We start from the raw sequence: 13,535 nt of genomic DNA on the forward strand, positions 1-13,535 counted from the left end.
GATCGGCGTGGGAGCGTGCTTGCCCCGCGATTGCGTCAGTTCAGCCGGCGGGCTTCTTCGCCGCTGGCGCCGACTCGATGCCATCGAGCATCGCCTCCACCAACCCCTCCGCCATTTCCAGCGAATGCAGGCTCGACCAGTACATGCCACGCCCCTCGTCGCGCAGGTGATCGAGGGCCTTGATGCCAGTGTCGTAGGCACAGCGCAGGTAGAGCGCGACGTGCACCAGGGCGTCGTGGGCTTCGATGTTGGGGTTTACGGTGAAGAGTGGGGGGTGGCCGGCGTCGCATCGGCCGAAGGGGTGGGTTGTGGTATTTGGGAGTGGTGGATCGGGAACAAGCTTTCTAGTCATGGGAATTCGCTCCTTAAAAAACCACCGGCCCCGCTACCACGCGAATTGGGTGGCGACTGTACGCGAGGTGGTAGACCCGGGCGATTCCCAAACCAGGCAGGCTCGAAAGCCTCCCACGCACAGCCGCCATGGACTGACATGGGGAATCGAATACCCGGGCTACCACACCCGATCGCCAAGTTATTCGGCGACGATTTGGAGCCTAGAGGCAAGCGTTCCCACTGAGAAGGTAATGGCAGTCGACAGGCTGCGTAGGATATTTCTCTGAATTCAGAATGGGCAGCCATCTGGGTGCAAATCAGAAAAATCGGCGGGAATTCTGGGGCCGCTTTGCGGCCCTTTCCGACCGGTCCGACGCCTCGGCAAGGCCGCTCCCACAGGTTACAGCGCCAAGCCTGAGAGCTGCGCTGTACCTGTAGGAGCGGCCTTGTGCCGCGAAACGAGGGCGAAGCCCTCGCCAGCGGTATCAGCCCGGGCGCACAACCTCACCGGTCGCCAGGTCGCGAATCAGGCTCGGGTTCTTCCGCCCACCCAACGCCCCACCCAGCACCATGTCCAGCTCGTTGTGGAAATACTGCTCCACCCGCAACCGGCTCTTGGCCGCCGGCCGCCCGGCCGGGTTGCACGAGGTGGAGATCAACGGCCCGACCAACGCGCACAACTCACGCACCTGTGGATGATCGCTGACCCGCAGCGCCACGGTGTCATGCTGCCCGGTCACCCACTCGGGCAGCAGGCCCTGGTGCGGCACCAGCCAGGTGTTCGGCCCAGGCCAGGTGGCGCTCATGCGATCGATCCAGTCCTGGGGGAAATCCTCGAACAGAAAGTCGAACTGGCGAATATTGTCGGCGACCAGGATCAGCCCTTTATCCACAGGCCGCGACTTGAGCGCCAGCAGGCGATACACCGCGTCCTCGTTCCACGGGTCGCAGCCCAGGCCCCAGACCGCTTCCGTCGGATAGGCGATCACCGCACCCGCCTTCACCTCGCGCGCGGCTTGTTGCACACGCCAACTGCTCACCATTTTCCGTCTCTCCGCATAATCGCCGTGCGCGCAGTGTACTTAGCCGGCACGGGCAAACCAACGCCCGGCTTCATTGCTCACCCGGCCTTCAAGCTCCAGCTCGGTCAGGCTGGCCAGTACCTGGGCCAGTGGCAGGCCGCTGCTGCTGGCCAGGCCCTCGGTAGTCTGGGGTGCGGCGTGGAGCAGGGCGATCAATGGATGAGCGGGTTTATCCACAACCGCAGGCGGCAGGTTCTGCCAACCGCGCAGGCTGTCGAGGATCTGCTCCACGCTTTCCACCAGCAGGGCGCCATCGCGGATCAGCTGGTGGCAGCCCTTGGCGCCGGGGTGATGAATGGACCCGGGAATCGCGTACACCTCCCGCCCCTGTTCGGCAGCAAGCCGTGCGGTGATCAACGAACCGCTGGCCAGGCTGGCCTCGACCACCAGCACACCCAGCGACAAGCCGCTGATGATCCGGTTGCGACGCGGGAAGTTGCCGGCCAGCGGCCCGGCATCCAGTGGGTACTCGGAAACCAGCGCGCTGCCACTGTCGAGCATTGCCCGTGCCAGGTCACGGTGGCGCTGTGGATAAAGTTTTTGCAACCCCGTGCCGAGCACCCCGATGGTGTGTCCGCCAGCCTTCAAGGCGGCCCGATGAGCGGCACCATCAACACCCAGCGCCAGCCCGCTGGTGATGGTGAAACCGGCCTGGGAAAGGCAACGGGAAAACGCGCCCGCCGTATCCAGCGCCGGAGGTGAAGCACGCCTGCTGCCCACGATCGCCAGTTGCGGTTGCTCAAGCAAATCAGGGTCACCCGCGACGAACAGCAGCGGCGGCGGATCGTCTATCTCGGCCAGCAACGCCGGGTAGCCAGGCCCGTCCCACATCAGTAAATGCTGGCCCGGATGCTCTAGCCAGCGCATTGCAGCCAATGCGCCGTCGCGCACTTGCGGGCTGCGCCGGGCGTCTATACTGGCAGCCTTCAGCCCCAACGCCTGCCAGGCACTGGCCGGCGCGCTAAGTGCCGACGAGGCACTGCCGAACGCTTCGATGAGGGTATGGAAACGACGCAAGCCAATCTCTGGAAGGCTATGAAGACGCAGCCGCGCCTCCAGTTCCGCAGGCGGACAAGGCGACGAACGGGATGGGTTCATGGTGGATCATCCTTGATCGACAGGGGGCCAGATACGTGGCACAACCTGTGGATAACTTTGTGAGTAACACTTTGAAAAGCTGTCCATGAAACGGCAGCTATCAAGCCCATAGAGACCCTAGCCAAGCTTCACAGGTGCCGAACGCCCCATTTCCCTTTATTATGTGTGCTCAGTTTTCAACCGACCGCACAGTGACTGCCTGACCGCCATGGCCATTTTGAACATTCTCGAATTCCCCGATCCGCGCCTGCGCACCATCGCCAAACCGGTGACGGAGTTCGACGACGCCTTGAGCCAGCTGATCGACGACATGTTCGAGACCATGTACGAGGCGCCCGGCATCGGCCTGGCCGCCACCCAGGTCAACGTGCACAAGCAGGTCGTGGTAATGGACCTGAGCGAAGACCGCAGCGAACCGCGCGTCTTCATCAACCCCACGGTCGAGGAGCTGACCCACGACATGGGCCAGTACCAGGAAGGCTGCCTGTCGGTGCCCGGCTTCTACGAGAACGTCGATCGCCCGCTGCGCGTGCGGGTCAAGGCCCAGGACCGCGACGGCAAGCCCTACGAACTGGAATGCGAAGGCCTGCTGGCCGTGTGCGTGCAGCACGAGTTCGATCACCTCAACGGCAAGCTGTTCGTCGACTACCTGTCCCAGCTCAAACGCGACCGGATCAAGAAGAAGCTGGAAAAGCAGCACCGCCAGCAAGCCTGATCCCCACCTTCCAGAAGGCTTGCTCCGGCAAGCCTTTTTCTTTTTGAAGAAGCGAGAACTCCATGCGCATCGTCTTCGCAGGCACTCCAGAGTTTGCCGCCGAACACCTCAAGGCCCTGCTCGACAGCCCGTACGAGATCGTGGCCGTCTACACCCAGCCCGACCGCCCGGCTGGCCGTGGCCAAAAGCTCATGCCAACCGCAGTCAAGGCGCTGGCTGTAGCCCATGACATCCCGGTGTACCAGCCGCAGACCCTGCGCAACGCCGAGGCGCAAGCCGAGCTCGCCGCGCTCAAGCCGGACCTGATGGTGGTGGTCGCCTACGGCCTGATCCTGCCGCAAGTGGTGCTGGATATTCCGCGCCTGGGCTGCATCAACAGCCACGCCTCCCTGCTGCCACGCTGGCGCGGTGCGGCGCCGATCCAGCGCGCCGTGGAGGCTGGTGACGCCGAGAGCGGCGTGACCGTGATGCGCATGGAAGCCGGCCTGGACACCGGCCCGATGCTGCTCAAGGTGGTTACCCCGATCAGCGCCGAGGACACCGGTGGCACCCTGCATGACCGTCTCGCCGAAATGGGTCCGCCTGCTGTAGTCCAGGCAATCGCCGGCCTGGCCGACGGTTCGTTGCAAGGTGAAGTCCAGGACGATGCCCTGGCCACTTATGCCCACAAGCTGAACAAGGACGAAGCCCGCATCGACTGGAGCCGCCCGGCCGTCGAACTGGAGCGCCTGATCCGTGCCTTCAACCCCTGGCCGGTGTGCCACAGCACCCTCGACGGCGAAAGCGTGAAGGTGCTGGCCGCCAACTTGTCCACAGGCAAGGGCGCCCCCGGCGAAATCCTCTCCGCCAGCAAGGACGGCCTGGTGGTCGCCTGCGGTGACGGCGCACTGAGCCTGACCCGCCTGCAACTGCCCGGCGGCAAGGCCCTGGCCTTCAGCGACCTGTTCAACAGCCGCCGCGAGAAGTTCGCCGGTGGCAAGGTGCTCGGCCAATGAACCCACGCCTGGCCGCCGCCCGTGCCCTCGCCGCCGTGCTCAGCGGCAAGGCCTCGCTGAACAGCTCGCTGCCGGCGCAACTGGACAAGGTCGAGGAGCGCGACCGCGGCCTGACCCAGGACCTGGCCTTCGGCACCGCCCGCTGGCAACCGCGCCTGGACCTGCTGGCCGCGCAACTGCTGCAGAAGCCGTTCAAGGCCGCCGACGCCGATGTGCAGGCGCTGCTGCTGGTCGGCCTGTACCAGCTGTTCTACACGCGCATCCCGGCCCACGCCGCCATCGGCGAGACCGTGGGTTGCGCCGACAAGCTCAAGAAGCCGTGGGCCAAGGGCCTGCTCAATGCCGTGCTGCGCCGCGCCCAGCGTGAAGGCGAGGAGCTGCTCGCCGGCATGGAACGCGACCCGGTGGTGCGTACCGCCCACCCGCGCTGGCTGCAGAAGTCGCTGAAAGCCTTCTGGCCGGAACAATGGGAAGCCATCTGCGCCGCCAACAACGCCCACCCGCCGATGATCCTGCGGATCAACCGCCGCCATCACAGCCGCGACGCCTACCTGGCGCTGTTGGCCGAGGCCGGCATCCAGGCCAGCGCCTGCCAGTACAGCCGCGACGGCATCGTCCTGGCCGAGGCCTGCGACGTGCGCGGCCTGCCGGGCTTCGCCGACGGCTGGGTGAGCGTGCAGGACGAAGCCGCGCAGCTGTCCGCCGACCTGCTCGAACTGGCCCCCGGCCAGCGCGTGCTCGACGCCTGCTGCGCCCCGGGCGGCAAGACCTGCCACCTGCTGGAAGCCGAGCCAGGCCTGGCCCACATGGTCGCCATCGACCTGGAAGCCAAGCGCCTGGCCCGCGTGCGCGAGAACCTCGACCGCCTCAAGCTCGATGCCGAGCTGATCGCCTGCGACGCCCGCGACACCGCCAGCTGGTGGGACGGCAAGCCGTTCCAGCGCATCCTGCTCGATGCGCCGTGCTCGGCCACCGGCGTGATCCGCCGCCACCCGGACATCAAGCTGACCCGCCAGGCCGAGGACATCCCGGCCCTGGCCGCGCTGCAAGGCGAGCTGCTCGACGCCCTGTGGCCGACCCTGGAAGTGGGCGGCATGCTGCTCTATGCCACCTGCTCGAGCCTGCCGACCGAGAACACCGAAGTGATCGACGCCTTCCTCGCCCGCACCCCCGGCGCCCGCGAGCTGGACCTGGCCACCGAGGCCGGCCTGCGCCAGCCCCATGGCCGCCAGTTGCTGGCCCAGGAAGGCGGCCACGACGGTTTCTACTATGCCAAGCTGATCAAGATTGCCGCCTCGCGCGGGTAAAGAACAAAAAGGGTAGGGAGTAGCGGATGAAGATCATCATCCTCGGCGCAGGCCAGGTAGGCGGTACGCTGGCAGAGCACTTGGCCAGCGAAGCCAACGACATCACCGTGGTCGACACCGACAGCGAGCGCCTGCGCGACCTGGGCGATCGCCTGGACATCCGCACCGTGCAGGGGCGCGCCTCACTGCCGACGGTGTTGCGCCAGGCCGGCGCCGACGACGCCGACATGCTGGTGGCGGTGACCAACAGCGACGAAACCAACATGGTCGCCTGCCAGGTGGCCTATTCGCTGTTCCACACCCCGACCAAGATCGCCCGGGTGCGCGAGTCGGCCTATCTGACCCGCGAAGAGCTGTTCGACAACGACCACATCCCGGTGGACGTGCTGATCAGCCCCGAACAGGTGGTGACCAACTACATCAAGCGCCTGATCGAACACCCGGGCTCGCTGCAGGTGATCGACTTCGCCGAAGGCAAGGCCCAGCTGGTGGCGGTCAGGGCTTACTACGGCGGCCCGCTGGTGGGCCAGCAACTGCGCCAGATCCGCGCCCACATGCCCAATGTCGACACCCGCGTGGCGGCGATCTTCCGCCGCGACCGGCCGATCACGCCCCAGGGCGACACGGTGATCGAGGCCGACGACGAGGTGTTCTTCATCGCCGCGAAGAAGGACATCCGCGCGGTGATGGGCGAGCTGCGGCGTATCGACGAGACCAACAAGCGCGTGGTCATCGCCGGCGGCGGGCAGATCGGCGAACGCCTGGCCGAGGCCATCGAGAGCCGCTACCAGGTAAAGATCATCGAGATGAACCCGGCGCGCTGCCGCTACCTCTCCGACACCCTCGAGAGCACGGTGGTGCTGCAGGGCAGCGCCTCCGACCGCGACCTGATGCTCGAAGAGAACATCGCCGACGCCGACATCTTCCTGGCCCTGACCAACGACGACGAAGCCAACATCATGTCGTCGCTTTTGGCCAAGCGCCTGGGCTCGCGCAAGGTGATGACCATCATCAACAACCCGGCCTACGTCGACCTGGTGCAGGGCGGCGAGATCGACATCGCCATCAGCCCGCAACTGGCCACCATCGGCACCTTGCTGGCCCACGTGCGCCGCGGCGATATCGTCAGCGTGCACTCGCTGCGCCGCGGCGCGGCCGAGGCCATCGAGGCGGTAGCCCATGGTGATTCGAAGTCGAGCAAGGTAGTGGGCAAGGCCATCGAGGACATCTCGCTGCCGCCGGGCACCACCATCGGCGCGATCATCCGCGACGAGGAAGTGCTGATCGCCCACGACGACACGGTGATCGAGTCGGGCGACCATGTGATCCTGTTCGTTGTGGATAAAAAGCATATTCGGGACGTGGAGAAGATGTTCCACGTGGGCCTGAGTTTCTTCTAGGAGGGAAGGACATGCGCGAATCGCTGGAAAAGATGCTGGCCAAGGGTGTGGATAACCCGCTGCTGAGGTTCGGGCTGGGCAAGGCCTGGCTGGACGAGGGCAATGGGGCTGAAGCGGCGGTGCACCTGGCTGCCTGTGTGAAGCAGGATCCGAAGTACTCGGCGGCGTGGAAGCTGCTGGGGAAGGCGTATCAGTTGAGCGGGGATCTGGACGGCGCGCGCAAGGCCTGGGAAGAGGGGATCGTTGCGGCGCAGGCCCATGGCGACAAGCAGGCCGAGAAAGAGATGACCGTGTTCCTGAAGAAATTGAACAAGATCTGAGATCGCCGGGGCTGCTTTGCAGCCCTTTCGCCGGCAAGCCGGCTCCCACAGGTGAGCGCTGCGTCATGTGGGAGCCGGCTTGCCGGCAAAAGGGGCGCAAAGCGCCCCCAGAATTTCAATACCAGCGCGCCTCGCCAGCCGGGCGCTTCTTGAAGCGCTTCATGCTCCACATGTACTGGCTCGGATACTCGCGCACATAACGCTCGACCACCTTGCTCATGGCCGCCGCCGATTCAGTTACATCGGTGCTGTACATCTCTTCCGGCGCCGCCTCCAGGAACACCTTGAAGCCCGAGCCATCCGGCAGCCGCAGGGCATGCAGGAACACCCCGACCGCCTTGCCGCCGGCCAGCATGTTCGGCACGAACTTGCTGGTCAGCGCCTGGGTCCCGAGGAACGGCACGAACACACCCGCCGACTCGGCCGGCTCCGGGTCGGCCGGAATCCCCACCTGACCACCCCGACGCACTTCCTTGATCACGCTGAGGATGCCTTCCTTGGTCGAAGGCGCCACGCGGTTGCCCATCTGCACGCGCTGTTCGCGCAGCAAGTCATCCACTGCCTTGAGCTTCGGCGGGCGGTAGAAGATGATCGGTTTGCACTGGTTGCAATAGAAGTGGTTGAGCACTTCCCAGTTGCCCAGGTGGCTGGTGATGCCCACCACGCCCTTGCCCGAGGCCAGGGCCTGTTCCAGCACTTCCAGGCCGTGCACTTCCTTGACCAGCTCCAGCGAGCGCTGCGGCGGCCAGATCCAGGCACAGGCGCTCTCGACGAACGACTTGCCGATGTCCTTCAACGCGCGGCCAACCAGCTGCTCGCGCTCGACCGGGTCCATCTCCGGGAAACACTTGGCCAGGTTGATCCGCACGACATTGCGCGAGCCATTGGGGACTTTCCACATCAGCCAGCCGATACCGGCGCCGACGCGCTGCACAGCGCCCCAGGGCAGCTTGGCAAACAGGCGCAGCACCCCGACCATCAGGGCGCCCTTGAACTTTTCCACAGGCGAATTCCTTATTTCAGCAAGGCGCGCATTGTACCCCGTCAGCGCACCAGCGCGGCGTAGCGATCACAGTCGGTGGTGTGGTCCATGACCATGCCGGTAGCCTGCATGAAGGCGTAGCAGATGGTCGGCCCGACAAAGGTGAAGCCGGCCTTCCGCAGGGCCTTGCTCATGGCCTTGGCCTCATCGGTGACCGCCGGCACGTCGCCGCGCCCCTGGAAATGGTTGATCTTCGGCGCACCGCCGACGAACGACCACAGCCATTCGGCGGGGTTATCCACAGCCAGCCAGGCCAGGGCATTGCGGCGCACGGCCTTGAGCTTGAGGCGGTTGCGAATGATGCCGGGGTCCAGCATCAGCTCCTCGATGCGCTCGTCGCTCAGGCGCGCCAGTTTCACCGGGTCGAAGCCGTCCAGCACCTGGCGATAGCGCTCGCGTTTCTTCAATACCGTGATCCACGACAACCCCGCCTGGAACCCTTCGAGCAAAAGCATCTCGAAGAGCAACGCCGGGTCGCGCTGCGGCGTTCCCCATTCGTGGTCGTGATAGGCCTGGTACAACGGATCGTCGGAACACCAAAAGCAGCGTGGCATAAGGCTCCAATAACGTAGAGGGCGAGGCGAATCGGGTATACTCCCGCTCTTTACATCCGCATCCCCAGATACAGGTGAATTTCGTGAGCCAGCCTACGCCAGCCGTGCGTACCTTCCAAGACCTGATCCTCGCCCTGCAGAACTACTGGGCCGAGCAAGGTTGTGTGGTGCTTCAGCCCTACGATATGGAAGTAGGCGCCGGCACTTTCCACACCGCTACCTTCCTGCGCGCCGTCGGCCCGGAGACCTGGAACGCCGCCTACGTGCAGCCCAGCCGTCGCCCCGCCGACGGGCGGTATGGCGAAAACCCCAACCGCCTGCAGCACTACTACCAGTTCCAGGTGGTGCTCAAGCCGAACCCGGCCAACTTCCAGGAGCTGTACCTCGGCTCGCTGAAAGCCATCGGCCTGGATCCGCTGGTTCACGACATCCGCTTCGTCGAAGACAACTGGGAATCGCCGACCCTCGGCGCCTGGGGCCTGGGTTGGGAAATCTGGCTGAACGGCATGGAGGTGACCCAGTTCACCTACTTCCAGCAGGTCGGCGGCATCGAGTGCTACCCGGTCACCGGTGAAATCACCTACGGCCTGGAGCGCCTGGCCATGTACCTGCAGGGCGTGGACTCGGTCTACGACCTGGTATGGGCCGACGGTCCGTTCGGCAAGGTCACCTACGGCGACGTGTTCCACCAGAACGAAGTGGAACAGTCGACCTACAACTTCGAGCACGCCAACGTCGAGAAGCTGTTCGAACTGTTCGACTTCTACGAAAGCGAAGCGAACCGCCTGATCAAGCTGGACCTGCCGCTGCCGACCTACGAAATGGTCCTGAAGGCCTCGCACACCTTCAACCTGCTGGACGCCCGCCGCGCCATCTCGGTGACCGAGCGCCAGCGCTACATCCTGCGTGTACGTACCCTGGCCCGGGACGTGGCGCAAAGCTATCTGCAAGCCCGCGCACGCCTGGGCTTCCCGATGGCCTCTCCTGAACTGCGTGACGAAGTGTTGGCTAAGCTGGAGGCTGCACAATGAGTGCTCAAGATTTCCTGGTTGAACTGGGCACCGAAGAGCTGCCACCGAAGGCCCTCGCCAGCTTGGGCGACGCGTTCCTCGCCGGCATCGAGAAAGGCCTGCAGGCCGCCGGCCTGAACTACACCGGCAAGCAGGTCTACGCCGCGCCGCGCCGCCTGGCCGTGCTGATCCGCCAGCTGGACGTGCAGCAGCCGGACCGCAGCATCAACATCGACGGCCCGCCCGTGCAGGCCGCGTTCAATGCCGAAGGCCAGCCGACCCAGGCCGCCCTGGGCTTCGCCAAGAAGTGCGGCGTGGAGCTGTCGGACATCGACCAGAGCGGCCCCAAGCTGCGCTTCTCCCAGCATATTCCGGGCAAGGCCACCGCCAGCCTGCTGCCGACCATCGTCGAGGATTCGCTCAACGACCTGCCGATCCCCAAGCGCATGCACTGGGGCGCCAGCCGTGAAGAGTTCGTGCGCCCGACCCAGTGGCTGGTGATGCTGCTGGGCGACCAGGTGGTCGACTGCACCATCCTGGCCCAGAAGGCTGGCCGTGAATCCCGTGGCCACCGCTTCCACCACCCGGAAAACGTACTCATCACCACCCCGGCCAACTACGTCGAGGACCTGCGCAAGGCCCACGTGCTGGCCGACTTCGCCGAGCGTCGCGAGCTGATCAGCAAGCGTACCGCCGAGCTTGCCATGCAGCAGGAAGGCACGGCCATCGTGCCGCCAGCGCTGCTGGACGAAGTGACCGCCCTGGTCGAGTGGCCGGTGCCGCTGGTGTGCTCGTTCGAGGAGCGTTTCCTCGAGGTGCCGCAGGAAGCCCTGATCACCACCATGCAGGACAACCAGAAGTACTTCTGCCTGCTGGACAGCGAAGGCAAGCTGCTGCCGCGCTTCATCACCGTGGCCAACGTCGAGAGCCGCGATCCGAAGCAGATCGTCGAAGGCAACGAGAAAGTCGTGCGCCCACGCCTGACCGACGCCGAGTTCTTCTTCAAGCAGGACAAGAAGCAGCCGCTGGAAAGCTTCAACGAGCGCCTGAAGAACGTGGTGTTCCAGGCTCAGCTGGGCACCGTGTTCGACAAGGCCGAGCGCGTTTCCAAGCTGGCCGCCTTCATTGCCCCGTACATCGGTGGCAGCGCCGCCAACGCTGGCCGTGCCGGCTTGCTGTCCAAGTGCGACCTGGCTTCGGAAATGGTCGGCGAATTCCCTGAAATGCAGGGCATCGCCGGCTACTACTACGCCCTCAACGATGGCGAGCCGCAAGACGTCGCCCTGGCGCTGAACGAGCAGTACATGCCGCGCGGCGCCGGCGCCGAGCTGCCGCAGACCCTCACCGGTGCCGCCGTGGCCATCGCCGACAAGCTCGACACCCTGGTCGGCATCTTCGGCATCGGCATGCTGCCCACCGGTAGCAAGGACCCGTACGCCCTGCGTCGTGCCGCCCTGGGCGTGCTGCGCATCCTGATCGAGAAGCAGCTGGACCTGGACCTGGCCGTCGCGGTCGAGTTCGCGGTCAAGCAGTTCGGTGCCAAGGTCAAGGCCGCCGGCCTGTCCGAGCAGGTGCTGGAGTTCGTCTTCGACCGCCTGCGCGCGCGCTACGAGGACGAAGGCATCGACGTCTCCACCTACCTGTCGGTGCGTGCCCTGAAGCCGGGTTCGGCGCTGGACTTCGACCAACGCGTGCAGGCCGTGCAGGCCTTCCGCAAGCTGCCGGAAGCCGAAGCCCTGGCCGCGGCGAACAAGCGCGTGTCGAACCTGCTGGGCAAGGCCGAAGGCGCCATCGCCGACCAGGTCGAGCCGAAGTACTTCGACAATGCCAACGAGTTCTCCCTGTACTCGGCCATCCAGCAGGCCGACCAGGCCGTGCAACCGATGGCGGCCGCGCGTCAGTACAGCGAGGCCCTGGCCCGCCTGGCCGCCCTGCGTGACCCGGTCGACGCCTTCTTCGAGGCGGTGATGGTCAACGCCGAGGACGCCAAGGTACGCGCCAACCGTTATGCCCTGCTCAGCCGCTTGCGCGGTCTGTTCCTGGGCGTGGCCGATATCTCGCTGCTGGGGTGAGTCGTTGAAACTGCTGATTCTTGATCGAGACGGAGTGATCAACCACGACTCCGACGCCTACATCAAGTCGCTGGAGGAGTGGATCCCCATTCCTGGCTCGATCGAGGCCATCGCGCAGTTGAGCAAGGCGGGCTGGACGGTGGCGGTTGCCACCAACCAGTCCGGCATTGCCCGCGGCTACTACCCGCTGGAAACCCTCGAGGCCATGCATGCGCGCCTGCGCGCGCTGGTGGCCGAGCAGGGCGGCGAGGTCGGCCTGATCGTGCATTGTCCGCACGGCCCGGACGAGGGTTGCGACTGCCGCAAGCCCAAGCCCGGCATGCTGCGGACAATCGCCGAGCACTACCAGGTGCCGCTGGCCGGCGTATGGTTCGTCGGTGACAGCAAAGGTGACCTGGAGGCGGCCCTGGCCGTCGATGCACAACCCGTGTTGGTAAAAACCGGCAAGGGCGAAAGGACCCTGGAAAAAGGTGTCCCGCAAACTACACTGATTTTCGACGATCTGGCTGCCATCGCCAGAGAACTTATTTAAATGAGTGCGCCAGGACCGGCGCACTTTTCATTAGGCGGGCACGCCCCGCAACGGTACATGCCACTATGTCGATCCTGCAGGCGATCAGAATCTTTCTTTTTTACCTGCTGTTGGGCACCAGTTCGCTGCTGTGGTGCTCGCTGAGCTTCTTCGTCGCGCCTTTCCTGCCGTTCCCCAAGCGCTACAAGTTCATCAACGTGTACTGGTGCCGCTGCGCACTGTTCCTGGTGCGGACGATCCTGCGGATCGACTACAAGGTCACCGGCGCCGAGAACGTGCCTGACGTACCTTGCGTGATCCTGTCGAACCACCAGAGCACCTGGGAGACATTCTTCCTCTCGGCTTACTTTTCGCCGCTGAGCCAGGTGCTCAAGCGCGAGTTGCTGTACGTGCCGTTCTTCGGCTGGGCCATGGCCATGCTGCGACCGATCGCCATCGACCGGAAGAACCCCAAGGAGGCCCTGCGCCAGGTTGCCAGCCAGGGCGACGAGCTGCTCAAGCAGGGCACCTGGGTGTTGATCTTCCCCGAAGGCACCCGTGTGCCGCATGGACAGATGGGCAAGTTTTCCCGCGGCGGCACCGCGCTGGCGGTGAATGCCGGCCTGCCGGTACTGCCGATCGCCCACAACGCCGGCAAGTTCTGGCCGCGTGAAGGCTGGGGCAAGCGCCCGGGCACCATCGAGGTGGTGATTGGCGAGCCGATGTACCCGGAGGGGACAGGCCCGCGTGCCATCGCCGAGCTCAACGACCGTGCCCAGGCATGGAACGAGGCGGCCCAACGCGCCATGGGTTCACTGCCGCCCGCGGCGGAAAAACCCGAGCAGCAGCCTGCCTGACGATCTGTGGATAACGTGTTAGCAATTTTTGGATTAAGCGTCTTCAAACATAGCTAAGTGATTGAATTAGCTATTTATTTCCATGTATGACGTTTTTTCGAAAATCGTGCATAAGTTTTTTCCCGCGATAAAAAAACCGGCTTTTACGCCGGTTTTTTTGTGCTCGTTTGATGGTGGCATAGCGAGTACGTGGGAGCGGCGGTTCGGCGCCCCGACTTGCCCCGCGATGGATGGCACCG

At 64.7% G+C, this 13,535-nt stretch carries 14 protein-coding genes; 9 read left to right on the forward strand and 5 right to left on the reverse strand.

The genetic code is table 11. The features are described 5' to 3' along the window. Positions 1–40: 40 nt before the first annotated feature. The 3 genes from HU735_RS02165 to dprA all read right to left on the reverse strand — a co-directional run bounded on the left by HU735_RS02165 (position 41) and on the right by dprA (position 2,513). Entirely contained in the window at positions 41–352 is a 312-nt protein-coding gene (locus HU735_RS02165; RefSeq protein ID WP_186712228.1) for a hypothetical protein, read from the reverse strand. 466 nt (positions 353–818) lie between these two features. Then, the gene (locus HU735_RS02170; protein ID WP_028690052.1) at positions 819–1,376 is read right to left on the reverse strand and encodes an L-threonylcarbamoyladenylate synthase; all 558 of its coding nucleotides are present in this window, start codon (positions 1,374–1,376) and stop codon (positions 819–821) included. A 39-nt stretch (positions 1,377–1,415) separates the two neighbouring features. Beyond that, a complete protein-coding gene (gene dprA, locus HU735_RS02175) occupies positions 1,416–2,513 on the reverse strand; it encodes a DNA-processing protein DprA (protein WP_186712229.1) in 1,098 nt (365 codons plus the stop codon). Positions 2,514–2,721: 208 nt separating this feature from the next. On the opposite strand from dprA, the gene def reads away from it, so the two are divergent. The 5 genes from def to HU735_RS02200 all read left to right on the forward strand — a co-directional run bounded on the left by def (position 2,722) and on the right by HU735_RS02200 (position 7,250). Further along, positions 2,722–3,228 carry a peptide deformylase gene (def, locus tag HU735_RS02180; RefSeq protein WP_028690050.1) on the forward strand — a complete coding sequence of 169 codons (507 nt, stop codon included), beginning with the start codon at positions 2,722–2,724 and terminating at the stop codon, positions 3,226–3,228. A 62-nt stretch (positions 3,229–3,290) separates the two neighbouring features. Continuing rightward, positions 3,291–4,223, forward strand: coding sequence for a methionyl-tRNA formyltransferase (fmt, locus tag HU735_RS02185; RefSeq protein ID WP_186712230.1), 933 nt, complete (start codon positions 3,291–3,293; stop codon positions 4,221–4,223). Then, a complete protein-coding gene (gene rsmB / locus HU735_RS02190) occupies positions 4,220–5,530 on the forward strand; it encodes a 16S rRNA (cytosine(967)-C(5))-methyltransferase RsmB (protein ID WP_186712231.1) in 1,311 nt (436 codons plus the stop codon). The genes fmt and rsmB overlap by 4 nt, the downstream gene beginning before the upstream one ends. 26 nt (positions 5,531–5,556) lie before the next feature. Continuing rightward, complete coding sequence (trkA, locus tag HU735_RS02195) at positions 5,557–6,930, forward strand: Trk system potassium transporter TrkA (RefSeq protein ID WP_186712232.1); 1,374 nt, start codon at positions 5,557–5,559, stop codon at positions 6,928–6,930. A gap of 11 nt (positions 6,931–6,941) precedes the next feature. After that, positions 6,942–7,250, forward strand: coding sequence for a tetratricopeptide repeat protein (locus tag HU735_RS02200; RefSeq protein ID WP_186712233.1), 309 nt, complete (start codon positions 6,942–6,944; stop codon positions 7,248–7,250). A 115-nt stretch (positions 7,251–7,365) separates the two neighbouring features. Here the strand turns inward: HU735_RS02200 and HU735_RS02205 are convergent, their stop codons facing one another. Both HU735_RS02205 and HU735_RS02210 read right to left on the reverse strand, forming a co-directional pair. Then, the gene (locus HU735_RS02205; protein WP_186712234.1) at positions 7,366–8,253 is read right to left on the reverse strand and encodes a lysophospholipid acyltransferase; all 888 of its coding nucleotides are present in this window, start codon (positions 8,251–8,253) and stop codon (positions 7,366–7,368) included. A 41-nt stretch (positions 8,254–8,294) separates the two neighbouring features. After that, a complete protein-coding gene (locus HU735_RS02210; RefSeq protein WP_186712235.1) occupies positions 8,295–8,846 on the reverse strand; it encodes a DNA-3-methyladenine glycosylase I in 552 nt (183 codons plus the stop codon). Positions 8,847–8,929: 83 nt separating this feature from the next. On the opposite strand from HU735_RS02210, the gene glyQ reads away from it, so the two are divergent. The 4 genes from glyQ (at position 8,930) to HU735_RS02230 (ending at position 13,296) form a co-directional block, all read left to right on the forward strand. Further along, complete coding sequence (glyQ, locus tag HU735_RS02215) at positions 8,930–9,877, forward strand: glycine--tRNA ligase subunit alpha (RefSeq protein WP_011531473.1); 948 nt, start codon at positions 8,930–8,932, stop codon at positions 9,875–9,877. After that, positions 9,874–11,928 (forward strand): glycine--tRNA ligase subunit beta, encoded by a 2,055-nt coding sequence (glyS, locus tag HU735_RS02220; RefSeq protein ID WP_186712236.1) that lies wholly within the window; start codon positions 9,874–9,876, stop codon positions 11,926–11,928. The genes glyQ and glyS overlap by 4 nt, the downstream gene beginning before the upstream one ends. A 4-nt stretch (positions 11,929–11,932) precedes the next feature. Beyond that, complete coding sequence (gmhB, locus tag HU735_RS02225) at positions 11,933–12,460, forward strand: D-glycero-beta-D-manno-heptose 1,7-bisphosphate 7-phosphatase (protein ID WP_062572332.1); 528 nt, start codon at positions 11,933–11,935, stop codon at positions 12,458–12,460. Positions 12,461–12,525: 65 nt separating this feature from the next. Continuing rightward, the gene (locus HU735_RS02230) at positions 12,526–13,296 is read left to right on the forward strand and encodes a lysophospholipid acyltransferase family protein (protein ID WP_028690041.1); all 771 of its coding nucleotides are present in this window, start codon (positions 12,526–12,528) and stop codon (positions 13,294–13,296) included. The last annotated feature ends 239 nt before the right edge of the window (positions 13,297–13,535 follow it).

The sequence above is a fragment of the Pseudomonas sp. BW16M2 genome (genome assembly GCF_014268865.1).
Classification (GTDB): domain Bacteria; phylum Pseudomonadota; class Gammaproteobacteria; order Pseudomonadales; family Pseudomonadaceae; genus Aquipseudomonas; species Aquipseudomonas peradeniyensis.